This is a genomic window from Micromonospora sp. NPDC049374 (assembly GCF_040677165.1).
In the GTDB taxonomy this organism is placed as follows: Bacteria; Actinomycetota; Actinomycetes; order Mycobacteriales; family Micromonosporaceae; genus Micromonospora.
The window spans coordinates 248511-272822 of the sequence record NZ_JBFAQH010000002.1 but is presented as its reverse complement, the minus strand read 5'-3'; the positions used below and the strand labels follow the sequence as shown (position 1 = coordinate 272822).

The following is a 24312-nucleotide window of genomic DNA, read 5'->3' as shown; positions in this document are numbered from 1 at the left end:
GGGGCCCGTCGACACAGCTCAGCTGAAGACCGGACGGACCAGGAAGTACATCAGCGCACCGATCGAGCCGGCGGCCGGGAAGGTCAGGATCCAGGCTCCGATGATGTTGCCGGCCACGCCCCACCGCACGGCGGAGAGCCGCTTGGTGGCACCGACGCCCATGATCGCCGAGGTGATCGTGTGCGTGGTCGAGATCGGGGCACCGAGCACCAGGGCGTTGAAGTAGAGCACACCACTGGCCACGGTCTCGGCCGCGAAACCCTCCGGCGGGCGCAGGTCGATGATCTTCCGGCCCAGGGTCCGGATGATCCGCCAGCCACCGGCGTAGGTGCCGGCCGCCAGCACCGCCGCCGAGGTCCAGAACGCCCACTCCGGGATGTAGGTGGCGTCGTCCTGGAAGCCACCGACGAAGAGGGCGAGCACCACGATGCCGATGGTCTTGGCGGCGTCCTGCATGCCGTGGCCGACCGACATGGCCGCCGCCGAGACGGTCTGGGCCCAGCGGAAACCGCGGTTGAGCTTGCCCGGATGCCCGTTCCGGAAGACCCACTGCACCGCGATCATCACGATGTAGCCGAGGATGAAGCCGACCATCGGCGACAGGATCATCGGGATGATCACGCTCTCGCCGATGCCGGTCCAGAGCACGGTGCCGGAGGCGGCGACGGTCGAGCCGACCAGGCCACCGATCAGGGCGTGCGAGGACGACGAGGGCAGACCGAAGTACCAGGTGATGATGTTCCAGGTGATCGCGCCGATCACCCCGGCGAAGACGATGCCGAGGCTGGAGACGCCGGTGGGCAGCTCGACCAGGCCGCTGCCGACGGTCTTGGCGACCTCGGCGCCGAAATGGGCGCCGATGAAGTTGCCGACCGCAGCCATGGCCAGGGCGACCCGGGGTGTCAGCGCCCGGGTGGAGATGCTTGTCGCGATCGCGTTGGCGGCGTCGTGGAAGCCGTTGGTGTAGTCGAACACCAGGGCCACCCCGATCACCGCCAGTACGGCGATGAGCTCGGGACTCACAGGATCAGGACTCCTTGACCGCGATGGTCTCGACCGTGTTGGCGACGTGCTCGAAGGCGTCGCAGGCGGCCTCCAGCTCGTCGGCGACCTCCTTCATCTTCAGCACGGTCAACGCGTCGTACTCCCCGGAGAAGAGGCGCACCAGCAGCATCCGGTAGGCCTGGTCGCCGTCGTTCTCCAGCCGGTTGATCTCGATCCAGTAGTCCTCAAGATCCTTCATCGACTTCAGTCGGGGCATCGCGTCGGCGGTCAGCTTCGCCTGCTGGTCGAGCACGTGCACCAGCTCGTGCATCTCCCGTGGCAACGACGGCAGCTTGGTCAGCCCGTAGAGGTAGAGCAGGTTGCCCACCGCCTCCAGGTGGTCCATCACGTCGTCGAGCAGAGAGCCGAGCCGGTAGATGTCCTCCCGGTCGAAGGGGGTGACGAAGGTGGAGTTGATCTTCTTGTACAGATCATGGGTGATCTGGTCGCTGTCGTGCTCCACCTCGGTGAGCCGCTCGCTCACCGACTGCACCTCGACATCGGGCAGGGCCAGCTCGTTGAGCAGCTCGGTACCCCGGACCAGATTCTGCGCGGCCCTGGTGAAGAGCTCGTAGAAAGCGCCCTCGTTGGGGCGGAAGGAAAACCTCACAGCACGGACCTCGTCGTGTCGGGTGGAAGGGGTGGCGGCCGCCGCTCCGGCGCCCTGCTGAGGGGAATGCTAGGGAACCGTCAGATCGGCGATTTTTCGGCCCACCCTTGGCCAGATTGCATTCACCGCTCGTTCAACTTCCGTTCACCTTCACCGGCCCCGTGGTTCCCAGCAGCCGCTCCCGTTCCCGCTCGATGTCGAAGTCGGCTGACGGATACCCCAGATCAAGAGTGTCGAACGTCTCACGCAGCAGGTGCGCCACCGCCCAGTCCCGGTACCACTTGCGATCCGCCGGCACCACGTACCACGGCACCCGGTCCGTACCGCACCTGGCGAGCACCTCGGCGTACGCGGCCTGGTAGTCGTCCCACCGGGCCCGGGCGTCGACGTCGGACGGGTGGTACTTCCAGTGCTTGGTCGGATCGTCCAGGCGGGCCAGCAGCCGGCTCGCCTGTTCGGCGTTGGAGATGTGCAGGAAGACCTTCACCACGATCACCCCGCCGTCGGTCAACTCCCGCTCGAACTCGTCGATCTCCGCGTACCGGGGCCGCCAGACGTCCTCCGGAGCCCGTTCCTGAACCCGGGGCACCAGCACGTCCTCGTAGTGCGAGCGGTTGAAAACCCCCAGGTTGCCGGGGGGCGGCAGGGCCCGGCGGATCCGCCACAGGAAGTGGTGCCGCAGCTCCTCGGCGGTCGGCGGGCCGAACGCCCGGATGTGCACGCCGAGCGGATTCATCGCCCCGACCACCCGTTTGATCGTGCCGTCCTTGCCACCGCAGTCCATCGCCTGGAGCACCAGCAGCACCCGCCGGCCGACGCCCGGGTCGGCCTTCGCGTCGGCGAACAGCATCTCCTGTTGCCCGGCCAGCCCCGCACCCAGCCGGGCGAGCTGCCGGCGGGCCCACGCCTTGCGGTCCGGCCCGGTCACCTCGGGGCCGGGCAACCCCGGAGTCGAGCGGGGATCTATCCCCGCGAGGTCCACCGGTCCACCGGGCCGCGCCCGGAGCAGGTCGCGTACCGCGCCACCGTTCGGCGCCACCACCTCGAAAACACCGTCGTCCACCATCGGAGCATCATCACCCGCCCGCCGCCGGTCCGCGCGACGGAGTCGGGTCGTGCCCTGGGCTGGGAGCCGATGCGGGCGACGGTCCGCCCGCCGGAGCAGGCAGCGGTCAGACCACCAGGGCCAGCCACTTGCGGTACGAGGTGGCGAACGGCTCGGTGCCGTCGCCGAGCGCGCCGAACAGCCAGCGCGCCGCCGCCTCGGCCTCCACCACCAGGTCGTCGGGATACCCGTAGCGGGCCCGGTGCTCGGCGAACTCGTCCTCGTCGCGCAGCTCGACCAGGCCGGTCTCGCGACGCCGGACCACGTCCAGGTCGAGGTCGACCAGATGCACGGTGTCCTCGCCCTCCCAGCGGGCCGGGCTGGCGATGTCGCAGTAGACCTCGCTGGTGCGCGGCGGTGGGTTGAACATGCCCGTCCACCAGGCGTGGTGGGGCACCAGCAGCACGAACGGAATCTGCTCGACGGACGGCCGGCCGTGGTAGACCGAGCTGGTGCCGGCCGACACGCCGAGCCAGACGCCGAGGTCGTCCTCGGCCAACCGACGGGCCGGGTAGTCGCGGTGGGCGCTGCCGTCGAACTTGCGGTAGATCACACGGATCACGTCGCTCGGCATGAGTCGCACCCTAGCCGATTCCGCCCACGCCTCGCCGTCGGGAAGTTACCGGACGACAAGGCGATATTCGCGCTGCGCGCGAGCGCGACACGGCCTGCTCGGTACCGACCGCGTCCGCCCCGGCGGGTACCGTGCCACGGTGACTCCGCCCCGCACCGCCACCGGCACCGGCACCGCCCGCGACAAGGCACGTCGGCGGGGCGACCGGCCGGGCGGAGCCGAGCTGTTGTCCGCCGCGGTCGGGGCCGTGCCCGGCGGTACGGCCCGTCCGGGCCAGCAGCGGATGACCGCGGCGATCGAGGAATGCGTCAGCACCGGTGACCACCTGCTGGTGCAGGCCGGCACCGGCACCGGCAAGTCCCTGGCGTACCTCGCTCCGGCGTTGACGGTGGACGGACCCGTGGTGGTCTCCACCGCCACCCTGGCGTTGCAGTCCCAGCTGGTGGAGCACGATCTGCCTCGGTTGGCCGACGCCGTCGAGCCGTTGCTCCGGCGCCGCCCCACGTTCGCCGTGCTGAAGGGCCGCCACCACTACCTCTGTCTGGCCCGGCTGGAGAACTCCACGGCGGACGAACCGGAGGACACCCTCTTCGACGCCCCGGCCGAGCGCCCCGGCGGCACGCGCTGGCTCGGTGAGGCCGGCCGGCTGGGCAAGCAGATCCAGCGGCTGCGGGACTGGGCCCTGGAGACCGACACCGGTGACCGCGACGAGTTGGACCCGGGCGTCGACGACCAGACCTGGCGGTTGGTCTCCATGCCCGCCCGCGAGTGCGTCGGTGCCTCCCGCTGCCCGTACGGAGCGGAGTGCTTCGCCGAGGCGTCCCGGGCGCGGGCCCGGGAGGCGGACATCGTGGTGACCAATCACAGCCTGCTCGCGGTCGACATGCTCGCCGGCCGGCACATCGTTCCGCCCCACCGGCTGCTGGTCGTCGATGAGGCCCACGAGCTGGCGGACCGGGTCTCCTCGGCGGCCCAGGCGGAGCTGACCCCTGAGCTGATCGACCGGTCCGCTCGACGGGCCCGCCCGCTGCTGCGCCCGGAGACGGCCGAGGCGTTGACCGCATCGGGTGACGCCCTCGCGGTCGGGTTGGCCGAGGCGCCGGTCGGGCGGATCACCAGCGGGCTGCCCGGCCCGCTGCGGGAGGCCTGCACGCTGTTGGACGCCGCCACCCGTACCGCCCTGGACAGCATCGGCGACGTCAAGGCCGACGACCCCGACCCGGTGCGCAAGCAGCAGGCCAAGGCCGTCCTGGACGAGTTGTCCACCACGGCCCAGCGGCTACTGGACGAGGCCGAGCACGACGTGGCCTGGGTGGAGCGCAACGACGTGACCGGACGGCGGGCACTTGTCGTGGCGCCGCTCTCGGTCGCCGGCACCCTGGCCACCCACCTCTACGACGAGCGGACCGTGGTGGCCACCTCGGCCACGCTCGCGCTCGGAGGGCGGTTCGACACGGTCGCCCGGGCCCTGGGCCTCGACTCGCCCCCACCCGGCCCACCGTCGCCGGCCGCCGCCGCCCTCGCCGAGGCCACCCGGCGGCCGACCGGCCCCGACGAGGCGGCCGCTGGCACCGCACCGGGCCGGCCGGAGGGCGCGGACGGGTTGACGGACTCCGGGCTCGGGTGGCGTTCGCTGGACGTTGGCTCGCCGTTCGACTATCCCCGGCAGGGCATCCTCTACGTGGCCGCCCACCTGCCCCGCCCGGGGGCTTCCGGGCTGCCCGAGGCCGCCGGGGAGGAACTGCTCACGCTGGTCACCGCGCTCGGTGGGCGTACGCTCGGGCTCTTCTCCTCGCGGCGGGCCGCGCAGCAGGCGGCGGAGCTGTTGCGCGCCCGGACCGACCTGCCGGTGCTGCTTCAGGGTGAGGAGGCGCTGCCGCTGCTGGTCCGACGTTTCCGCGAGGAACGGTCGAGCTGCCTGTTCGGGGTGATGTCGTTGTGGCAGGGCGTCGACGTTCCAGGCGATTCGTGCCAACTGGTGGTGATCGACCGGCTTCCGTTCCCTCGCCCCGACGAACCGCTCGCCGCAGCCCGCGCGGCGGCGGTCGACGCGCAGGGCGGCTCCGGATTCGCCGCGGTGAGCGTCCCGATCGCGGCGGTTCGGCTCGCACAGGGCGTGGGCCGGCTGATCCGGGCCAACGGCGACCGGGGCGTGGTGGCGGTGCTCGACTCCCGGCTGGAGACGGCCCGCAGCTACGGCTCGTTCCTCCGTCGCTCACTGCCCCCGTTCTGGTACACGACCCGCCCGGAGGTGGTCCGGGGCGCGCTGACCCGCCTCGCCGAGAGCTGAGCCGGCTGGCGGTGTACGCCGGCGATCGGGGGCCGCACCCGGCGCGCGACCGGGATCAGGGCGCCCGGGAGGCGACGACGACGGCGTCGGGCGGGGTGTCGGGGACGCGCCGGGCGGCGAGGCGGCGTACCGCCGTGTTGAGCACCGCGATGATGGGCACCGCGACCAGCGCGCCGGTGATCCCGGCGAGGACCACGCCGGCCGCCAGACCGATGATCACTGCGAGCGGGTGGATGGCGACCGCCCTGCCCATGATCAACGGCTGGAGGATGTGCCCCTCCACCTGCTGTACGCCGATCACCACGCCCAGGATGATCAACGCGGTCACCGGGCCGCTGTCGACCAACGCCACAAGCACCGCCACGCCCCCGGAGAGGGTCGCACCGACGATCGGGATGAACGCGCCGAGGAAGACCAGGGCGGCCAACGGGAAGGCGAACGGGATGTCGAAGATGACCAGGAAGATGCCGATACCGACGGCGTCGATGAAGGCGACCAGCACCGTCGCCCGGACGTAGGCGACCAACGTCGCCCAGGCGGCCCGACCGGCGTCGTCCACCTTCCAGCGCGCGGCGACGGGCAGCAGCCGGACCAGAAACCGCCAGATGATGTTGCCGTCGCGCAGGAAGAAGAAGGTGGCGAAGAGGACCAGCACCGTGCCGGTCAGCACCTCGGCCAGCGTGGCAGCGGTGGAGAGCGCGCCACTGGTGAACCGCTCGGTGTTGTTGTCGACCCACCGCTGGGTCTCCTCGATGTACCGGTCGAGGTCGTTGTCCGACAGGTGCAGCGGCCCGGTCTTGAGCCAGTCCTGGATCTGCTGCAGGCCCTGGGTCGACTTAGCGGTCAGTTCCGGAACGCCCTTGATGAACTCGTTGACCACCAGGGTGAGCGTGCCGATCACCGCGGCCAGCCCGGCGACCAGCACCACCGCGGTCGCCAGGGACCGCGGCAGGCGGGCGCGTAGCAGCCAGCCGACCGCGGGTGCCAGCAGCGCCGACAGCAGCAGCGCCACCGCCAACGGGATGATCACGATGCTGATCGTGCCGACGAGCTTCAGCAGCGCCCAGAAGACGATGCCGATGACGATCAGCCGCCAGCACCACGCGGCGGCGATCCGCAGCGCGTGCGGCACGTCGGCGTCGTCGCGACTGGAGGTGGAGTTGTGCAGCGGGGTGGGCGGCTCGGCACCGACCACGGTCGCCGCCGCCGGTGCCACCGGCCCGGGGCTCGACGGCGAGGCCGGGCCGGCCGGCTCCGGCACGTCGGGCGGCGTCTGACGACCCGCTCTAACCGACTCCCGGCCCGACTCGTACGCGCGACGCAGCCGTCCGCGTATCCGCTCGAAGCGGCTCAAGCGCACCTCCCGGCAGATCGGCCTGCGCACTGCGTCAGGTCGGACAGGATACGCCCGACCACGCAACGGTAGGACGAATTCGCCACCCACAGTGCCCCGCCCGACCGGTCCGCTAACCCGGTGACCACCGACGGCCGACGGGGGACGACACGGTAGCGTCTGCGGCGTGACCGCCGATCCGAACCTCGACTCCGGCCTGCCCATCCGGCTGCTGCACGACCGCGTGCTGGTGCGGATGGAGGGCAGCGAAGGCGAGCGGCGTTCCAGCGCCGGCATCGTGATTCCCGCCACCGCTGCGGTGGGCAAACGCCTGGCGTGGGCCACCGCCGTCGGGGTCGGCCCCAACGTGCGCTCCATCGTCTCCGGCGACCGGGTGCTCTTCGACCCCGATGACCGATCCGAGGTCGAGTTGCACGGCCGTGGCTATGTGCTGCTGCGCGAACGCGACGTGCACGCGGTGGCCGCCGAACGGATCGAGGAGAACGCAACCGGTCTCTATCTCTGACCGGGCTTCAGGACCCGCTCCCGGCCCACGCGTCGTTTGCCGCGCTCCCCGACGGGAAGCCAGCCGCACCACCGGCCTGGGGAGGGACGATGCCGGTATTCGTGAAGAAGGTGCTGGCCTGGGGAAGCCTCGCGTTTCTGATCTACTTCATGGCGTTCCGGCCGGAGGGCGCCGCACAGATGTTCAAGGCCATCGGTGCGGCCCTGATGATGATGGCCCAGGGACTCGGAGACTTCCTCACCAGCCTGATGACCTGAGCACCACAGCCTGATGATCGGAGCACCACCGGCCGCCGACCCGGTCACCGGCCGGCCCGGGATCAGCGGTGACCGGGTGGGCGGGCGGTCAGCGGTGACCGGGTGGCCAGGGAGCGGCGGGACGTGGGCCGTACCAGCCGGGTTGGCCGTATCCGGCGGGGAACGCGGGCGGCGGAGGTGGCGGGGTGAGCACCACCGGGATCGGGACCACCGGCTCCTCGGGTGCCTCCACCGCCCGCTGCGAACCGTCCGGAAACCGCAGGTGGTAGCGGTGCCCGTCCCAGACGCCGACCGGCGACTGCGGGTCCCGGCCGACGAAGTACGACCGGTACGCGGCGATGGAGTTGAGCAGCTCCTGTTCCTCCCGGGCCGTCCGGTCCCGGTCGACGGGGCGGCGGTCCAGACCTCGGGTGGCGCCGTCCCGAAGCAGCGCCAACCGGGTCGCCGCGAACTGATAGCCGCGCATCGCCCGTAGACCGGCGTCACCAGCCACCCGCCGGGCCCACACCCGCGCCGCGTGTCGTCGGCCGAGGCTGCTCAACGCGGCCACCTCCGGTGGCGTGAGCCAACCGGCCCGGACGTAGTCCGGCAGCACCCGCTCGGTGAGCCGCCCCTCCCAGGCCCGCAGCCACACCGCCAGGCCGACCATGCCGAAGAAGATCGGGACCATCACGCCGACGAAACCGAAGAGCGAGATCAGCACCTGACCGGTGGCCTGGGTCAGCGTCGGCAGCAGGTTCCACGTCCCGTGCAGCATCATCGCCAGCAGCAGCCCGGCGACCGGGGCGAAGAACCGCACCCGACGGTCCGCCGACCGCGCGGCGATACCGAGCCCGATACCGGCCATCGAGGTGAACAACGGATGGGCGAACCCGAAGAGCAGGATCCGGACGATGAAGATGGCGATGACCTGTTGCGCCCCGGTCGCCGGCCCGTACTGCTCAACCCCCGAGGCGTATCCGTACCCACCCAGGTAGAGAATGTTCTCCACCATCGCGAAGCCGATCGCGGACAGCCCGCAGTAGACCAGGCCGTCGGTGATGCCAGACCATTCCCGCCGCCGAAAGATCAACAGCAGGATCGGGCCGAGAGTCTTGGTCAGTTCCTCGATGAAGGGCGCGACCAGGACGGCGGTGAGAGCGACGGGCAGGCCCTGGTCCTCGAACCAGCCGGCCGCCGTCTCGTTCACCGTCAGGGACGCCGCAGTGGAGACGAAGGCACCCCAGGCGAAGCAGAAGACCAGGTACTTCAACGGCTCTGGCTCGTAGCGGTCGAGCCAGAGGAAGCAGGCCACAAGCACCGGGACCGGCAGTACCGCCGCAGCGGTACCGACCAGCAGCGCCTCCGGGCCGAGGCTGGTGCCGAGCGTGAAGAGCATGAAGATCGCGCAGGCCGCGATCAGGATGATCACCCCGATCAGCACCAGCGCCCGGCGCCAGCTCAGGCGGCGTCGCGGCATTCCGGGTCCGCCATCACCCACGCCTGGGGCGGCGGGCACGGACGGCGACGGCGGCAGTGATCCGCCGGACGGGGTGACGGCCATGCGGTCAGCGTAGTCATGCCCGGCCCGCCGGGCCGGGCGCATGGCCGCCCCCGGTGACTCAGCCGACCGGGGGCGCGGTGGGCCGCTGCACGGCCGGTTCCGGCCCGGCCGGTGCCCCCGGTCGCTCCAGTTCACCGAAGGAGCGCCGCACCAGCCGGTTCGCCTCCTCCTGGCTGATACCGGAGGCCACCAACAGGTCACTGGCGGTAGTACGCACCTGCGCCACCACCACGCTGCCGGAGAACCCGACCCCTTCGCCGTACGCCCGACCGGCCTCACTGACGGCGCGCAGCGACCGCTCCCGGGCCTGTTCGGGCTCCTCGCCCTGGGCGAACTCCTGCTGGAGCAGGCGTACCGCCTCGGCGAGGTGACCGACCGCGTCCGGCATCGGCTCCGGGAGTGGCTCGTCGTCCTCCACCAGGGTCACCGCGCGACGGATCAGCGTGCCGCTGTTACGCATCGCCCGTTCGATCGGGTCGGCCGCCTCCGCGTAGTGGGTGAGTTCGCTGCGTCGGTGCCAGCGGGCCGGGGAGAGCATTGCGGTTTCCTTCGCACCCTCGATCGCCTCCGAAAAGGTGGCCAACTCCTCCTTGTTGTCACGCAGCCGCTCCAGCGCACTCTGGATCTTGTCGCGATCCTGTTCCCGCAGCCCCTCGGCGGCGAGGTCGAGCTGGTCGGCGAGCAGGCTGAGCGCCGGCCTGGCGGCTCGGTTGAGCACCCGTAGTGGGTTGAGCGGCAGCAGTATCGCGGTGACCAGCAGGGCGATGCTGCCGCCGACGATCGCGTCGATGAACCGGGGTATCTCCAGGTCCTCGACCGACGGGCTGAGCGTCACGATCAGCACCGCGGTCGCCGCGGCCTGGATGACGATGGCGACGCTGCCCCCGGCGAAGACGGTCAGCACGATGGCGGAGGTGACCACCAGGCCGAGTTGCCACGGCCCGGTGCCGAGGAAGTAGATCAGCAGGTCGCCGACGAACACCCCGACGCCGACCCCAAGGATCAGCTCGATGGTCCGGCGGAACCGCTGGCCCACCGAGACGGCCAGGGTGCCGACGGCGGAGATCGGGGCGAAGACCGGTTGCGGGTTGCCCAGCAGCTCGTGCGCGGCCACCCAGGACAACCCGGCCGCCAGGCCCGCCTGCGCGGCCAAGCCGAGTGACAGGCGCACCCGGTGCAGGCGGTCGCGCAGGGTCGCCTTGCCCCGGTCATGCAGCTGCGCCACGGTTCCGGCGATCCGGGCCGTGTCCACGTCGGACCGGCCGTCGCGCGCGCCGTCTCGGCGCAGCAGCCGAGAAAGTCCGCGCCGGGCCACCGTCATGGCCGGGACTACCCGCCTGAGGCCCGGACATTCCCGCCGAACCGGCACATCCCGCCGGACGGGCGGCAGCACCTCACCGCACCCCTCGCCGGATCGGGCAGACTCGGGCTGGTGACGGGGTTGATCGCACGATGGCGTACCGCCGCCCGGGCGGCCGGAGCGGGTGACCCGGCGTCGGTCGAGGCCGCCGGGGCGGAGTTGCTCGAACGGTGGCGGGAGCCGCACCGGCACTACCACACGGTCGCGCACCTGGTCGCCGTGCTCGACGTGATCGACCAGCACGCCTCGACCGCGCCTCGACCCGATCTGGTGCGACTCGCCGCATGGTGCCACGACGCGGTGTACGACCCCCGCGCGTCGGGCGACCGGAACGAGCGCGACAGCGCGGCGCTCGCCGACGCCCTGCTCACCCGGTTGGGGCTGCCCGCCGCCGCGGTGGCCGAGGTGAATCGGCTGGTCCTGCTCACCGCCGGTCATGTGGTGGAGCCGGCGGACGCCGACGGCGTGCTGCTCTGCGACGCCGACCTGGCCGTGCTCGCCGCCCCTGCACCGGAGTACGACCGCTACGCCACCGCGATCCGCCGGGAGTACGCCCACGTCCCCGAGCCGCACTACCGGGCCGGCCGCGCCCGGGTGCTTTCCGACCTGCTAGCCCTGCCCGCCCTGTACCGCATCCCCGCGCTGGCCGCCCACTGGACCCGCCCCGCCCACACCAACCTCACCCGCGAACTGACCCGACTATTCCCATAACTCCACGTCGATCTTGCACTTTCCGTCGGGGCATAACGGTGTCAAAGCCGCAAATGGGGGACCGAAAGTGCAAGATCGCGGGAGTCTGGGTGGGGGCGGGAGAGGTGTTTGGGGCGGCGGAGGTTGGCGGCGTGCAGGAGGCGGACGATGTCGCGGCTGGGCACGATCCGGGCGCCGAGCCAGACGGCCATCGGAAAGCGCTCGGCGGGAATGTCGTAGTGGTCCCGGTCGAAACCCCGCCCGGGGGCACCGAGCATCTCCGCGAAGGCGTGCAGTTCGGCGAGGGAGACGTCGCTGATCAGGTGCGACCAGAGGCGGCCGCGCCCCGGCCAGGTCGGCCGGTCCACGTAGATCACGCAGCCACCGTACCGGGCGCCGGCCCAGGTTGATGATCACCAGTGGCCGGTCGTAGCCTCGGCCGCATGGCCACCTCCCCGCTCCTCGACGACCTGCGCGCCGCCCTCGGGCCGGACGCGGTGCTCACCGATCCTGACCTGCTGCGTGGGCACGAGCGGGACGAGGCCGACCTGTGTGCGTCGGCGACACCGCTTGTGGTTACCCGCCCGCGCAGCACCGAGGAGGTCGTCGCGGTGGTCCGGACGGCCGGGCGGCACGGCGTACCGGTGGTGCCGCAGGGTGCCCGTACCGGGCTGGCGGGCGCGGCGAACTCCGTCGACGGCGCGGTGGTGATCAGCACCACCGCGATGAACGGGATCCTGGAGATCGACCCGGTGAGCCGGATCGCGGTCGTCCAGCCGGGAGTGGTAAACGCCGCGCTCACCGCCGCGGTGGGCGAGCACGGTCTGTGGTACCCGCCCGACCCGGGTTCCTGGGAGTCGTCCACCATCGGCGGCAACGTGGCCACCAACGCGGGCGGGATGTGCTGCGTCAAGTACGGCGTGACCACCGAGTACGTGCTCGGCCTGGAGGTGGTGCTCGCCTCCGGCGAGGTGCTGCGTACCGGGCGGCGTACCGCCAAGGGCGTGGCCGGCTACGACCTGACCCGGCTCTTCGTCGGCTCGGAGGGCACCCTCGGAGTGATCACCGAGGTGACCGTGGCGCTGCGGCCCGCGCCGGCGGAGTCGCTGACCCTGGTGGCCGTGTTCGGCTCGACCGCGGACGCGGGCGACGCGGTGGCCCGGATCGCCGCCCAGGGCCTCTCCCCCAGCCTGCTGGAACTGCTCGACCGCACCCACCTGGCGGCGATCGAGGCGTACCGGCCGATGGGGTTGCGCACCGACGCCGAGGCGCTGCTGCTGGCCGCCGCCGACACCGGCCCCAGGGCGGCGGCGGACCTGGCCGAGTTGGCTGCGGTCTGCGAGGCGGCCGGTGCCGAGGAGGTGTACGCGGCCAGCGACGCCGTGGAGGCCGCCGCGCTGTTGCAGGCCCGCCGGTCGGCTCACCCGGCCATGGAAAAGTACGCAGCGGAGGCGTACCCGGGCGGCAGCGGTGGCCTGATCATCGACGACCTGGCGGTGCCCCGGGGAGCGCTCGCCGCACTGCTCGACGGGGTGGCCCGGATCGCGGCCGAGTGCCAGGTGCCGATCGGGGTCGTCGGCCATGCCGGAGACGGAAACATGCACCCAAACATCGTGGTCGACCGAGCCGATCCGGCGAGCCTGGAGCGTGGCCGGCGGGCCTTCGACGAGATCATGCGGTTGGGGTTGGACCTGGGTGGCACGTGCACCGGTGAGCACGGCGTCGGCCTGCTGAAGCGGGACTGGCTGGCCCGCGAGATCGGTCCGGTGGGCGTACGGGTGCACCAGGCGATCAAGGCGGCGCTCGACCCGACCGGCCTGCTCAACCCCGGAAAGGTGCTCTGACCTCGCCCGGCGGCTCGGCCGTCAGCCGACCATCTCGGCGGGCGTGTTCTGGGTGAGCAGCAGCAGGATCTCCTCGGCCACCGGCGGTCGCTCCTCCCCCGGGCAGTCCTGCGAGGTGATCAGGCCGGCCGCGGTCAGCAGGCTGGAGGTGAGCGCGCCGACGCAGCTGACCCGGTAGCCGCGCGCCTCGTCGGTCTCCCGGGCCAGGTCCGGTTCGGCCAGGAGCTGCTGAAGCCGCTCCCGCTGCTCCTCGCTCAAAGCGCCGGTCGAGGTGACTCCGTCGCCGGCACAGTCGATGCACTCCCAACGCCCGTCCGGCTCCACGTTCAGCGTGCGCAGCGGACCGTCGGGCCCGTCGTTCTGGAGCAGGCTGACCCGGCCCTTTCCGGTGGTGGTGGCCCCAGCGCCGCCGGGTTGCCCGGCAGCCGGCGCGCTCGCCTCGACGGGCGGTTCGGAACGATCACCGAAGGGCGCACAGCCGCTGAGAACGATCGCCAGCAGGACGATGCCGGGCAGGAAGGCCAGTCGTGATCGGGAAAGCGCCATCACTCGCGGAACTTACCCCACCGTAGGTAGGGAGCGTAACCCGTCGGAAGGATATCCATGCCCGGCGATCTCCAGAGTGGATCCCTCAGCGGGCCAGGCCCGCCGCGCCGTCGTCGGCGCCCCGATCCGCAGCGTAGCCGCGCACATCCGGCGCACCGAGGCGCGCGGCGTCGGCGGTCGCGTCGTCCGGCATGAGCTGGGACTGTCGCTCGGCCTCCACCCGCGCCCGGTAGTGGGTCACCTCCCGCGCCTGCCGAGCCGCGTCCCAGCCCAGCACCGCACCCATCAGCTCGGCCGCGTGCTCGGCCGACTCCAGGCCCCGGTGGGTGGTCTCGATCGAGATCCGGGTACGCCGGGTCAGCACGTCCTCCAGGTGCAACGCCCCTTCGGCGCGGGCCGCGTACGTCACCTCGGCGGCGAGGTACTCCGGCGCACCCGCAAGCGGGGAGGCCAGCAGCGGGTCGGCGTCGATCAGGGCGAGCAGGTCGAGGGTCAGGCTGCCGTAGCGCTCCAGCAGGTGCTCCACCACGCCCACCGGCAACCCGTGGCGGCGGGCCAGGTCCGCCCGGTCCCGCCACATGGCCGCGTACCCGTCCGCGCCGAGCAGCGGCAGATCGGCGGTACGCGACACACGTTGGCCGCCGAGCCGGCGCACCGCCCGGTCGACCACGTCGGCGGCCATCACCCGGTAGGTCGTGTACTTGCCGCCGGCCACCAGCAGCAGCCCGAGCATCGGCTCGATGACGGCGTGCTCCCGGGAGAGCTTCGAGGTGCTGTCAGCCTCGCCGGCCAGCAGCGGACGCAGCCCGGCGTAGACACCTTCGATGTCGGCGGTGGTCAGCGGGCGGTCCAGCACCGTATTGACCTGCCGGAGCAGGTAGTCGATGTCACTGGCGGAGGCCGCCGGGTGGGAACGGTCCAGCCGCCAGTCGGTGTCCGTGGTGCCGATGATCCAGTGCCCGCCCCACGGGATGACGAACAGGACACTTGTGGCCGTACGCAGGATGAGTCCGGTCTCGCCGGTGATCGCCGAGCGGGGCACCACCAGGTGCACGCCCTTGGACGCCCGGACCCGGACACCGGGCCGCAGTCCGACGTCGTTGAGCATCCGGGACATGTCGTCGGTCCAGACACCGGTGGCGGCGATGACCGTGCGGGCGCGTACCTCGAACTCGGCCTCTGGTGAACCGGCGGGTGCCTCCAGGTCGCGGACCCGGACCCCGGTGACCTCCCGGGCCTGGCGGATCAGCCCGACCGCCCGGGCACTGCTCACCACGGTCACGCCCAGGCTGGCGGCGGTGCGGGCCAGGGTGACCACCAGGCGGGCGTCGTCGACCTGCCCGTCGTGGTAGCGGATCGCGCCGGCCAGGCCGTCGGAGCGCAGGCTCGGGAAGACGCGGCGGGCACCCTCCCGGCTCAGGTGGCGATGCAACGGCATACCCCGGCCGCCGCCGAAGAGGCCGGCGAAGGCGTCGTACGCGGCCACCCCGGCGCCGTAGTAGACCCGCCGCAGCAGTCGGGCGGGCAGGTCGCGGACGCCCTGGCCGGCGGGGAGCGGCACCAGGAACGGCACCGGCCGCACCAGGTGCGGCGCCAGCCGGGTGGCCAGCAGCCCGCGCTCGGTCAGCGCCTCGTGCACCAGGCCCAGCTCCAACTGCTCCAGGTAGCGCAGGCCACCGTGGATCAGTTTGCTGGACCGGCTGGAGGTGCCGGCGGCGAAGTCGCGGGCCTCGACCAGGGCCACCTTGAGGCCCCGGGACGCGGCGTCGACGGCCGCCCCGGCGCCGGTCACCCCGCCCCCGATCACCAGCACGTCGAACCGCTCGGCGCGCAACCGACGCAGGTCGGCGGCGCGGCGGGCGGGCGAGAGCTGCCCGGCAACGGACCGCAGAACGTTCGGATCACGCACCCGTCCACGTTAACCGGCCCGGCCCTCCGCCGACATGCGCCAGCCCGGGCACCTCGATCACATGTGCCGGCCCGGGCACCTCGATCAGTCGCCCGGCGGATCCGTACCGGCGGTGCGGCGGCTGCGCCGTACTGTGTGCGGATGCGGGCGGAACCCACCACACCCGGCTCGACCGGTAACCCCTGGGCGATCGTCGCGGCGGTTCTCGCCGGCTGTTGGACGGTCGCGGTCACGGTCCTGGCGCAGACCGGCGGCTGGGCCGTGGACCAGGTGGTGCTGATCGGCGGCCTGGACCGGCTGGTGCCGCTCTGGCCGGTGGTCTGCCTGCTCAGCGTGCTGCTGATCGCCGCTGCGGCGCTGCCGTTGGCCCTCGTTCCCCGCTCGGCGGCGGTCCGCGTCACCGGCCGGGTCTGGTTCGCCGGCGCGCTCGTGCTCGGCCTGCTCGGGCTACTGCGGACGATCCCCCCGGTGCACCATGAGGCGTATCTCGGCGCGCTGGCCATCGTGGCCGCGCTGCTGACGGTGGTGACGAGCCGGCTGCCGTCCCACGTTCTCGGCCCCGGCCGGCTCGCCGAGACCTGGCGGCCCGCGCACCCATCTGGCGACCCGGGTGCGGAGACCACCACGGCCGGGGACGGCTATGTCGCCGACCTCCGTACCGAGGTCGGCGGTGCGGAGACCACCACGCCCGGGGACGACCCGGGAGCAGGGACCACCGAGCGCGGGGACGACCCGGGTGTCAGTGCGGGTGACCCGGCCGGGCGTCAGGCGCGACTGGGCGCGCAGCCGTCGGTGGCGGCTCTGCTCGCGGTGGCCGCCGGGCTCGCCCTGCTGCTGCCCTGGGTCTGGTGGGGCGCGCTCGGCGGGCTGTTGGAGACCATCCTCGCCGGGTTGGCTGCGGCGGCCGTCGGCGCGCTGGCCGCGACGCTGCTCGACGCTCGGTTCTGGGGCCGCTTCGAGTCCGACGAACCGCCTCGACCAGCCCGCCTGGTACTCGTGGGCGGGCTCGTCGCCGGGGTGGTGCTGCTGCTGGTGGGCGCCGGCACCGGCCACTCCGGCGCACAGCTGCCGCTACTTGTGACGCTGCCGCCGGCCGGTTGCGCATTGGCCGCGCTGCGGGCCGTGCACCGCCGGCCGGCCGACGGGCGCGGCGTCGCCCACCCGGGCACGGGGCACGGCCTGCCGGCTCACCCGGTCGCCGGTGGCGTCGTGGCCCGCTATCCGGCCGGGGCGGGCGGGCGGGCACCGACCGCCTGGCTGGTCGGGCTCGGCGTGTTCGGCCCGCTTGCCTACACCGATCCGGAGGAGGTCAGCCTGCTGCTGGTCGGCACCCGCGACGTGCCGTTCTGGGTGGCGGCCGCGACCGGTGCCGGGCTCGCCGTCGGACTGGTGCTGGCGGTCGGGTACGGCCTGCTGCTGGCGCGACGCTCGGCCCGCACGCCAAGTCGGGTGCTGGCCGCGGCGAGCGCCCTGACGCTGCTGGTCACGGTCGGTCTGGTCGGCGCGACCGCCGGACAGCCGGGGCTGCACGGGGAGCGACTCTTCGTACTGCTTCGGGAACAGGCGGACCTCAGCGGGGTGAGTGGCGGGCCAGGTCGGGCGGGCCGGGACGCCCGCGCCGGGGAGGTCTACCGGCGGCTGGTCGACACCGCCGACCGGACCCAGGCCGACCTGCGGCGGGACCTGCGGCGCGCCCGACTGCCACACACCCCCTACTACCTGGTCAACGCGATCGAGGTGGCTGGTGGGCCGGCGGTACGGGCCTGGCTGTCCAGCCGGCCCGAGGTGGCCCGGGTACTTGTCAGCCAGCGGCTGCGTCCGTTGCCGGCGCCCGCCGACAGCGCCACCGGTAGCGCCACGCCCCCGTCCGGCCCGCCGTGGAACATCACCATGATCGGCGCGGATCGGGTCTGGTCCGAACTCGGCGTCACCGGCGCCGGGGTAACCGTGGGCAGTTCCGACTCGGGAGTGGACGGGCGGCATCCGACCCTGGCCCAGGGTTTCCGGGGCGGCGACGACTCGTGGTTCGACCCGTGGAACGGCACCGAAGCGCCGACCGACCGCAGCGGACACGGCACCCACACCGTGGGCAGCGCCGTCGGGCGGGACGGCATCGGTGTGGCCCCCGGCGCACAGTGGGTCGGCTGCGTCAACCTCGACCGCAATCTGGGGAACCCGGCCGCCTACCTCGACTGCCTCCAGTTCATGCTGGCGCCCTTCCCGCCCGACGGCGATCCGTTCCGACAGGGGCGGCCCGCCCGGGCGCCCGAGATCCTGACCAACTCGTGGGGCTGTCCGCCGATCGAAGGCTGCGACCCCTCGGCGCTGCTACCGGCCACGACGGCGTTGGAGGCCGCCGGGATTCTCGTCGTCGCGGCGGCCGGCAACACGGGCCCGTTCTGCGGCTCCGTGCAGGACCCGCCCGCACCGTACGCGGACGTGCTGACCGTCGGTGCGGTGGACGACCGGGGGCGGGTCACCGCCTTCTCCTCCCGTGGCCCGACGGCCACCGGGGCGACGAAACCGGATCTGATGGCGCCGGGGGCGGAGGTCCTCTCCGCGATGCCCGGCGGCGGGTACGCGGTGCTCGACGGCACCTCGATGGCCACACCGCAGGTGGCGGGCGTGGCCGCGCTGATGTGGTCGGCCAACCCGGAACTCGTCGGCGACCTCGACCGGACGCGGCGGATCCTGCGCGAGACGGCCGCCCCGATCGAGACCAGCGACCCGGCCCAGGGTCAGCCCGACGAATGCGGCGGGCCGGCGAACCTCGTCGGCGCCGGCCTGGTCGACGCGTACGCGGCCGTCTCGGCGGCCCGTGGGTGATCGTCACCGGACTTCGATGATGCCGCCGACACAGCGGAAGGGGCGGACCGCTGACGCGGCCCGCCCCTTCCGGCGTTGGGAGCTGGACTCAGAAGTCCATGTCCCCGCCGCCCGGGCCAGCCGGTGCGGCCGCGGTCTTCTCCGGCTTGTCCGCCACGACGGCCTCGGTGGTGAGGAACAGCGCGGCGATCGACGAGGCGTTCTGCAGCGCGGAACGGGTCACCTTGGCCGGGTCGATGATGCCCGCGGCCAGCAGGTCGACGTACTCGCCGGTCGCGGCGTTGAGGCCGTGACCCGGGTCGAGGTTGCGGACCCGCTCCACCACGACGCCGCCCTCAAGGCCGGCGTTCACGGCGATCTGCCGCAGCGGGGCGTCCAGCGCGATCTTCACGATCTGCGCGCCGGTCGCCTCGTCGCCGGCCAGGTCGAGCTTGTCGAAGGCGGTCTTGCCGGCCTGAACCAGCGCGACACCACCACCCGGGACGATGCCCTCCTCGACGGCGGCCTTGGCGTTGCGGACCGCGTCCTCGATACGGTGCTTGCGCTCCTTGAGCTCGACCTCGGTGGCCGCGCCGACCTTGATCACCGCAACGCCGCCGGCCAGCTTGGCCAGCCGCTCCTGCAGCTTCTCCCGGTCGTAGTCGGAGTCGCTCTTGTCGATCTCGGCCCGGATCTGGTTGACCCGGCCCTGGATCTGCTCGGCGTCGCCGGCACCGTCGACGATGGTGGTCTCGTCCTTGGTCACCACGACCTTGCGGGCACGGCCCAGCATGTCGAGGCTGACGGCGTCCAGCTTGAGGCCGACCTCCTCGCTGATGACCTGGCCACCGGTGAGGATGGCAATGTCGGTCAGCATGGCCTTACGGCGGTCACCGAAGCCCGGCGCCTTGACGGCGACCGACTTGAAGGTGCCACGGACCTTGTTGACCACCAGCGTGGCCAGGGCCTCGCCCTCCAGGTCCTCGGCGATGATCAGCAGCGGCTTGCCGCCCTGCATGACCTTCTCCAGGATCGGGAGCAGGTCCTTGACCGACGAGATCTTGCTGTTCGCGATCAGGATGTACGGGTCGTCGAAGACGGCCTCCATACGCTCCGGGTCGGTCATGAAGTAGGCCGAGATGTAGCCCTTGTCGAAGCGCATACCCTCGGTGAGCTCCAGCTCCAGCCCGAAGGTGTTGCTCTCCTCGACGGTGATGACGCCTTCCTTGCCGACCTTGTCCATCGCCTCGGCGATGATCTCGCCGACGCTGGTGTCACCGGCGGAGATGGAGGCGGTGGAGGCGATCTGCTCCTTGGTCTCGACGTCCTTGGCGAGCTTCAGCAGCTCCTCCGAGACGTTGGCGACCGCAGCCTCGATGCCCCGCTTCAGGGCCATCGGGTTGGCACCGGCGGCCACGTTGCGCAGGCCCTCGCGAACGAGTGCCTGGGCCAGGACGGTCGCCGTCGTCGTGCCGTCACCGGCGACGTCGTCGGTCTTCTTGGCGACCTCCTTGACCAGCTCGGCGCCGATCTTCTCGTAGGGGTCCTCGAGCTCGATCTCCTTGGCGATGCTCACACCATCGTTGGTGATGGTGGGGGCACCCCACTTCTTCTCGAGCACGACGTTGCGGCCCTTGGGGCCGAGGGTCACCTTCACGGCGTCGGCGAGCTGGTTCATGCCCCGCTCGAGGCCGCGGCGCGCCTCTTCGTCGAACGCGATCATCTTGGCCATACGGCGTTGTCCTCCTGGACACTCACGGGCCACCCGAGTGTGTGCCCCGGATGGGCCGTCTGGTGTACGCACCTTGGGACGTCGCCACCTGGCGACGGCGACGTCTCCTCGGCCGGGCCGGATAGCCCGCGACGACCGGCCACGTGCCCCACCCGTGGTTATGTCACGAGCGCGACCGCGGCCCCACCGTCCCGACCAGCTGGCACTCACGCCATGCGAGTGCCAATGACTTGTTTAGCACTCTGCCCTGCCGAGTGCAAGCACGATGGCCCGGGTCAGCCGAGTTCGGCCGCCAGTTGGGCGGCGTTCACCGGACCCTCGTGTGCCCGCTGCTCGGCGTAGGTGACAACGAGCCCGACCAGCTGCGCGAGGTACGCCGGCAGGGTCAGTACCGCGACCACCGTGACCGTCAGCACCGCACCCACCGCCGTACCCGGCGAGTCCAGCGGAGTGGCGCCGAACGGCAGGATCGCCAGCGACTCGACCACGCTCGCGGCCAGCGAGAAGCCGATCACGGCGGCGCCCACAAGTGCCACCCGACCGAGCAGCAGCCCCAGCCGGTCCCGCAGCATGCGATGCGACCTGCTGAGCGGGTCGTGCCGCTCGAAGAGGTAGACCGGGCCGGCCATGGCCAGCGCGAACGCCGCGTACACGCCGGGCAGGAAACACAGGCAGAAGCCGAAGGTGACGATCAGGGTGATGAGCAGTGTCCAGCCCCACAGACCGAACGCCCGACGCAGTCCGTAACGCAGCGCGGCACCGGTGCCGACCGACTCGCCGATCGCCTGCCGGCTGATCACCCAGGTGCCGGCGGCCCAGCCGACCGCCTGCACCACACCGAGCAGCAGGCTGCCGCCGACCAGCACGAGCAGGAGCGTCGCGAGGTCGGACCAGAAGTTCGCCGGCAGCGCGGCGGAGTCGCTGGCGAGTTGGGCGTCCCAGCGGGCCGAGGGGTCCACGGCCAGCACGAGCACCGACAGCACCGCGGCCGGCAGCGCCTGGGTGAGTACGAGGATCGGCAACAGTGGTCGCCAACCGCGACGGGCGGCGCCCACGCAGCGCGCGAACCAGCCGCCCAGACCGGCCCCGGGCGGGGTGACCAGGGTGTCGGAGGGGTCGAGGCCGTAGCCGCCCGGGGGGTACCAGCCGTAGACCGGCTGGCCGGGATACGGCGTCATGCCGACGTGGGGCGGCTGCGCGGGATGAGCCGGCGGCACACCGTACGGAGGCTGGCCGGGGAGGGGCGGCTGGCCGACCCATCCGGCGGGCGGCTGCGGCTCACCCGAAGGCGAGGAGGACGGACCTGTCGGGGGCGGCTGGTCGGACATGGGATCTCCTCAGCGACGGCTGGATCGGCCCATGATCTTCCCTTGTGGGGCACCGGCACCGCAGCCCCCTCCGGCGATGGTCACGCCACCCCGACGACGATCGGTCGGTGGGGGTGGGCGGTCGGCGCTCAGGCGATGACGCGCACCTGCTCGGCCTGTGGGCCCTTCTGGCCCTGGGCGATCTCGAACTCCACCCGCTGACCGTCGTCCAGCGCCTTGTAGCCGTCCATCTCGATCGCGGAGAAGTGAACGAAGACGTCCTGCCCGCCGTCGACGGCGATGAAGCCGTAGCCCTTCTCGGCGTTGAACCACTTCACGGTGCCTTGTGCCACGGTGTTTTCCTCACTCTGCACGGCGTTCCACTACCTCGGGTCGCCGGCGCACCGGGGACCCGGAAACCACCGGTTTCGGCAGTCGTCGACGACCGCTGAAACGGGTGACCGAAATCGCACGCTACACGAGGAGTGACGACGGCGCACGACCACAAATCGGGCGTATTACAGTCGACCGTATCGTCGTACGTCATTGTGATAAGCATGCGGGCATGACGATCGTCACCGACGGAACGGGCGTGCGCCGGGCCGTCATCCGCCGAGTCGAGCCGGCCGACGCAGCTCGGATGCGCGCGCTACGCCTGGAGATGCTGGCGGACGCGCCGCTGGCCTTCCTGGAGACGATCGCCGAGGCCGCGGCCCGGCCCCACGCCGAGTACGCCGCCCGGGTCGCCCGGGTCTCCGCCGGCCCGGACACGGCGCAGTTCGTGGCCGATCCGGGCGGCCGGCTCGTCGGGCACGTCGGTGGGATGGCGCACCCGGCCGAGCCGGGGGTGACCGTGCTGTACGCCGTCTACATCACTCCAAGCTGGCGGGGCACCGGCCTGCTCGCGGATCTGGTCGGTGGGGTGGCGGGCTGGTCCCGGGCCTGCGGACGGAAGGAGCTGATGCTCGAGGTGGTGGTCGGCAACGACCGGGCCTACCGGGCCTACCGGCGGCTGGGATTCGTCGACACCGGCGTCCGCGTCCCGCACCCCAACATCCCGACCCTGCGCGAACTCCAGATGCGCAGGGCCGCGTAGACCCCACGGACGATCACCGGACCGGGCGGCTCCGGGGCGGCCCCGGAGCCCCCAGCGCAACCCCTCAGACGTGCCGGCGGCTCTGCACGATCCGGAACCGGTTCGCCACGTACGCCCCGTCGGTCAACGCCGAGTTGGCCGCCGCGTTCGCTCCGCTGCCGTGGAAGTCGGAGAAGGCCGCCGACTGGTTCACGAAGACGCCGCCGGTGAGGTTGGCCGACAGGTGCACCCCGACCTCGATCGCCGCCGCCTCGGTGGCGTCCAGCACCGCGTCGTCGGTGGAGTAGACCGCTGCGGTGAGCGCGCCCTTCTCGCCCACGGTCGAGCGCAGGATCTCCAGGCTGTGCGCGGTGGAGTCGGTGGCGATGGCGAAGGAGATCGGCCCGAACCACTCCCGCGAGTAGGTCTCGGTGTCGCCGGCGTCCAGCTTGACGATCGTCGGCGTACGCACCACGGCCTCGGGGTACGACGGGTGCTCGACGGTACGCGACTCCAGCACCGGCGAACCGACCTTGGCGACCTCGTCCAGCCGCTCCAGCACCCCGTCGTTGACGATGGCGCCGGTCAGCTCCACTCCCCGGGCCGGGTCACCGGTGAGCTTGCCGACCGCCGTGGCGATGCCGCCGGCCACCTCGTCGAAGCTCTTGTGCCCCTGGTCGGTGTCGATGCCCTCCCGGGGGATGAGGATGTTCTGCGAGGTGGTGCACATCTGCCCGCTGTAAAGGGTCAGCGTGAAGCCCAGGTTGCGGCACATCCCGGCGAAGTCGTCGGTGGAGTCGATCACCACCGTGTTGAGGCCCGCCTTCTCGGTGTACACCGCCGCTTGGCGGGCGTTGGCCTCCAGCCAGTCGCCGTACTCGGTGGAGCCGGTGAAGTCGACGATCTTCACCGCCGGATGCAGGGCCAGCGTCGAGGCGAGCTTCTCGCCCGGTGCCTCGGGGGCCAGCAGCACCAGGTTCGGGTCGAAGCCGGCCTCGGCAAGCACCTCCCGGGCGTACCGCACGGTGATGGCCAGCGGCAGCACGGCGCCCGGGTGCGGCTTGACCACGACGGGGTTGCCGGTGACCAGCGAGGCGAACAGACCCGGGTACGAGTTCCAGGTCGGGAAGGTGTTGCAGCCGATGACCAGGGCCACTCCCCGGGGGACCACGTGGAAGGTCTTGGACATCCGCAGCGGGTCGCCCTTGCCGGCGGCCTTCTCCCAGCCGGCGGTGCCCGGGTGCCGGGTCATCTCCGCGTACGCGTAGGCCAGCGCCTCCAGCGCGCGGTCCAGGGCGTGCGCACCACCGGCCTGGAACGCCATCACGAACGCCTGACCACTTGTGAACTGCACCGCGTTGGCCAGCTCGAAGACGTTCCGGTGCAGCCGGTCGAGGATCTCCAGACAGACACCGACCCGGGTCCGCGGGCCGGCGTCCCGCCAGGCGGGCAGCGCCGCCGACGCGGCGGCGACCAGTTTGTCGGCGTCGGCGTGCGGGTAGCGCACGTTCAGCGCGACGCCGAACGGGCTGTGCTCGGTGGCGACCCGGTCGCCGCCACCATGCGGCTGGTCGAGCGGGAAGTCCCTGCCGAGGTACGCCTCGAAGGCGGCCTTGCCGTCAGCGGCGGCGGTCTCGCCGTACACCCGTGGGCTTGGTGATTCCGGGTAGGCGGACCAGTACCCCCGCTCCGTGATCGCGGTCAGCGCACGGTTGAGGGTCTCGGCGTGCCTGTCGTAGAGGGGGTGCGGGGTCTCCGTCAT

The 24312-nt window shown here is 72.0% G+C and carries 21 protein-coding genes; 7 read left to right on the top strand and 14 right to left on the bottom strand.

Annotated elements, in window-relative coordinates; genetic code table 11:
- Positions 1 to 18 precede the first annotated feature (18 nt).
- From AB0J93_RS04625 to AB0J93_RS04610, 4 genes are all read right to left on the bottom strand, one after another.
- Positions 19 to 1023 (bottom strand): inorganic phosphate transporter, encoded by a 1005-nt coding sequence (locus tag AB0J93_RS04625; protein WP_363918140.1) that lies wholly within the window; start codon positions 1021 to 1023, stop codon positions 19 to 21.
- A 4-nt stretch (positions 1024 to 1027) separates the two neighbouring features.
- Complete coding sequence (locus tag AB0J93_RS04620; RefSeq protein WP_093403380.1) at positions 1028 to 1654, bottom strand: DUF47 family protein; 627 nt, start codon at positions 1652 to 1654, stop codon at positions 1028 to 1030.
- 133 nt (positions 1655 to 1787) lie between these two features.
- Positions 1788 to 2720, bottom strand: a complete 933-nt coding sequence (locus AB0J93_RS04615; protein ID WP_363918138.1) for a PPK2 family polyphosphate kinase — start codon at positions 2718 to 2720, stop codon at positions 1788 to 1790.
- 106 nt (positions 2721 to 2826) lie between these two features.
- Positions 2827 to 3333, bottom strand: a complete 507-nt coding sequence (locus tag AB0J93_RS04610; protein ID WP_363918136.1) for a DUF402 domain-containing protein — start codon at positions 3331 to 3333, stop codon at positions 2827 to 2829.
- 139 nt (positions 3334 to 3472) lie between these two features.
- On the opposite strand from AB0J93_RS04610, the gene AB0J93_RS04605 reads away from it, so the two are divergent.
- Positions 3473 to 5623: an ATP-dependent DNA helicase gene (locus AB0J93_RS04605; protein ID WP_363918134.1), complete on the top strand. Its 2151-nt coding sequence runs from the start codon at positions 3473 to 3475 to the stop codon at positions 5621 to 5623.
- Positions 5624 to 5678: 55 nt separating this feature from the next.
- Here the strand turns inward: AB0J93_RS04605 and AB0J93_RS04600 are convergent, their stop codons facing one another.
- Complete coding sequence (locus tag AB0J93_RS04600) at positions 5679 to 7043, bottom strand: AI-2E family transporter (RefSeq protein WP_363918556.1); 1365 nt, start codon at positions 7041 to 7043, stop codon at positions 5679 to 5681.
- 100 nt (positions 7044 to 7143) lie between these two features.
- Here AB0J93_RS04600 and AB0J93_RS04595 point away from each other — a divergent pair, with 100 nt between their 5' ends.
- Positions 7144 to 7482: a co-chaperone GroES gene (locus AB0J93_RS04595; RefSeq protein WP_093403375.1), complete on the top strand. Its 339-nt coding sequence runs from the start codon at positions 7144 to 7146 to the stop codon at positions 7480 to 7482.
- Between the two features lie 89 nt (positions 7483 to 7571).
- On the top strand, positions 7572 to 7739 hold the full coding sequence (locus tag AB0J93_RS04590; protein ID WP_166458800.1) for a hypothetical protein: 168 nt from the start codon (positions 7572 to 7574) through the stop codon (positions 7737 to 7739).
- A gap of 88 nt (positions 7740 to 7827) precedes the next feature.
- Here AB0J93_RS04590 and AB0J93_RS04585 read toward each other — a convergent pair whose 3' ends face one another.
- Positions 7828 to 9324, bottom strand: a complete 1497-nt coding sequence (locus AB0J93_RS04585) for a PrsW family intramembrane metalloprotease (RefSeq protein ID WP_363918132.1) — start codon at positions 9322 to 9324, stop codon at positions 7828 to 7830.
- Between the two features lie 16 nt (positions 9325 to 9340).
- Entirely contained in the window at positions 9341 to 10597 is a 1257-nt protein-coding gene (locus AB0J93_RS04580; RefSeq protein ID WP_363918554.1) for an FUSC family protein, read from the bottom strand.
- 117 nt (positions 10598 to 10714) lie between these two features.
- On the opposite strand from AB0J93_RS04580, the gene AB0J93_RS04575 reads away from it, so the two are divergent.
- Positions 10715 to 11353, top strand: a complete 639-nt coding sequence (locus AB0J93_RS04575) for a metal-dependent phosphohydrolase (protein WP_363918130.1) — start codon at positions 10715 to 10717, stop codon at positions 11351 to 11353.
- A gap of 41 nt (positions 11354 to 11394) precedes the next feature.
- On the opposite strand, the gene AB0J93_RS04570 is transcribed toward AB0J93_RS04575, so the two are convergent.
- Positions 11395 to 11709, bottom strand: a complete 315-nt coding sequence (locus AB0J93_RS04570; protein WP_363918128.1) for a DUF4031 domain-containing protein — start codon at positions 11707 to 11709, stop codon at positions 11395 to 11397.
- A gap of 66 nt (positions 11710 to 11775) precedes the next feature.
- Between AB0J93_RS04570 and AB0J93_RS04565 the strand changes: the two genes are divergently transcribed.
- Positions 11776 to 13176, top strand: coding sequence for an FAD-linked oxidase C-terminal domain-containing protein (locus AB0J93_RS04565; protein ID WP_363918126.1), 1401 nt, complete (start codon positions 11776 to 11778; stop codon positions 13174 to 13176).
- Positions 13177 to 13197: 21 nt separating this feature from the next.
- On the opposite strand, the gene AB0J93_RS04560 is transcribed toward AB0J93_RS04565, so the two are convergent.
- The gene (locus AB0J93_RS04560; protein ID WP_363918124.1) at positions 13198 to 13722 is read right to left on the bottom strand and encodes a hypothetical protein; all 525 of its coding nucleotides are present in this window, start codon (positions 13720 to 13722) and stop codon (positions 13198 to 13200) included.
- A gap of 85 nt (positions 13723 to 13807) precedes the next feature.
- The gene (locus tag AB0J93_RS04555; RefSeq protein ID WP_363918122.1) at positions 13808 to 15631 is read right to left on the bottom strand and encodes a glycerol-3-phosphate dehydrogenase/oxidase; all 1824 of its coding nucleotides are present in this window, start codon (positions 15629 to 15631) and stop codon (positions 13808 to 13810) included.
- 141 nt (positions 15632 to 15772) lie between these two features.
- Here AB0J93_RS04555 and AB0J93_RS04550 point away from each other — a divergent pair, with 141 nt between their 5' ends.
- Positions 15773 to 18457 carry a S8 family serine peptidase gene (locus tag AB0J93_RS04550; RefSeq protein WP_363918120.1) on the top strand — a complete coding sequence of 895 codons (2685 nt, stop codon included), beginning with the start codon at positions 15773 to 15775 and terminating at the stop codon, positions 18455 to 18457.
- 88 nt (positions 18458 to 18545) lie between these two features.
- Here AB0J93_RS04550 and groL read toward each other — a convergent pair whose 3' ends face one another.
- From groL to AB0J93_RS04535, 3 genes are all read right to left on the bottom strand, one after another.
- Positions 18546 to 20168, bottom strand: a complete 1623-nt coding sequence (gene groL, locus AB0J93_RS04545; RefSeq protein WP_363918118.1) for a chaperonin GroEL — start codon at positions 20166 to 20168, stop codon at positions 18546 to 18548.
- Positions 20169 to 20443: 275 nt separating this feature from the next.
- Positions 20444 to 21346: a hypothetical protein gene (locus AB0J93_RS04540; protein ID WP_363918116.1), complete on the bottom strand. Its 903-nt coding sequence runs from the start codon at positions 21344 to 21346 to the stop codon at positions 20444 to 20446.
- Positions 21347 to 21624: 278 nt separating this feature from the next.
- The gene (locus tag AB0J93_RS04535) at positions 21625 to 21828 is read right to left on the bottom strand and encodes a cold-shock protein (RefSeq protein WP_111217633.1); all 204 of its coding nucleotides are present in this window, start codon (positions 21826 to 21828) and stop codon (positions 21625 to 21627) included.
- 212 nt (positions 21829 to 22040) lie between these two features.
- Here AB0J93_RS04535 and AB0J93_RS04530 point away from each other — a divergent pair, with 212 nt between their 5' ends.
- Positions 22041 to 22571, top strand: coding sequence for a GNAT family N-acetyltransferase (locus AB0J93_RS04530; protein ID WP_363918113.1), 531 nt, complete (start codon positions 22041 to 22043; stop codon positions 22569 to 22571).
- Positions 22572 to 22635: 64 nt separating this feature from the next.
- On the opposite strand, the gene paaN is transcribed toward AB0J93_RS04530, so the two are convergent.
- Positions 22636 to 24312 (bottom strand): phenylacetic acid degradation protein PaaN, encoded by a 1677-nt coding sequence (gene paaN, locus AB0J93_RS04525; RefSeq protein ID WP_363918111.1) that lies wholly within the window; start codon positions 24310 to 24312, stop codon positions 22636 to 22638.

What these genes read in the sequence shown, in the direction of transcription:
- AB0J93_RS04610 (WP_363918136.1), bottom strand. Translation starts at nt 3,333, where the DNA reads ATGCCGAGCGACGTGATCCGTGTGATCTACCGCAAGTTCGACGGCAGC.
- AB0J93_RS04540 (WP_363918116.1), bottom strand. Translation starts at nt 21,346, where the DNA reads ATGACGCCGTATCCCGGCCAGCCGGTCTACGGCTGGTACCCCCCGGGC.
- AB0J93_RS04585 (WP_363918132.1), bottom strand. Translation starts at nt 9,324, where the DNA reads ATGCGCCCGGCCCGGCGGGCCGGGCATGACTACGCTGACCGCATGGCC.
- AB0J93_RS04615 (WP_363918138.1), bottom strand. Translation starts at nt 2,720, where the DNA reads ATGGTGGACGACGGTGTTTTCGAGGTGGTGGCGCCGAACGGTGGCGCG.
- AB0J93_RS04550 (WP_363918120.1), top strand. Translation starts at nt 15,773, where the DNA reads ATGCGGGCGGAACCCACCACACCCGGCTCGACCGGTAACCCCTGGGCG.
- groL (WP_363918118.1), bottom strand. Translation starts at nt 20,168, where the DNA reads ATGGCCAAGATGATCGCGTTCGACGAAGAGGCGCGCCGCGGCCTCGAG.
- paaN (WP_363918111.1), bottom strand. Translation starts at nt 24,312, where the DNA reads ATGACGGAGACCCCGCACCCCCTCTACGACAGGCACGCCGAGACCCTC.
- AB0J93_RS04565 (WP_363918126.1), top strand. Translation starts at nt 11,776, where the DNA reads ATGGCCACCTCCCCGCTCCTCGACGACCTGCGCGCCGCCCTCGGGCCG.
- AB0J93_RS04530 (WP_363918113.1), top strand. Translation starts at nt 22,041, where the DNA reads ATGACGATCGTCACCGACGGAACGGGCGTGCGCCGGGCCGTCATCCGC.
- AB0J93_RS04560 (WP_363918124.1), bottom strand. Translation starts at nt 13,722, where the DNA reads ATGGCGCTTTCCCGATCACGACTGGCCTTCCTGCCCGGCATCGTCCTG.
- AB0J93_RS04590 (WP_166458800.1), top strand. Translation starts at nt 7,572, where the DNA reads ATGCCGGTATTCGTGAAGAAGGTGCTGGCCTGGGGAAGCCTCGCGTTT.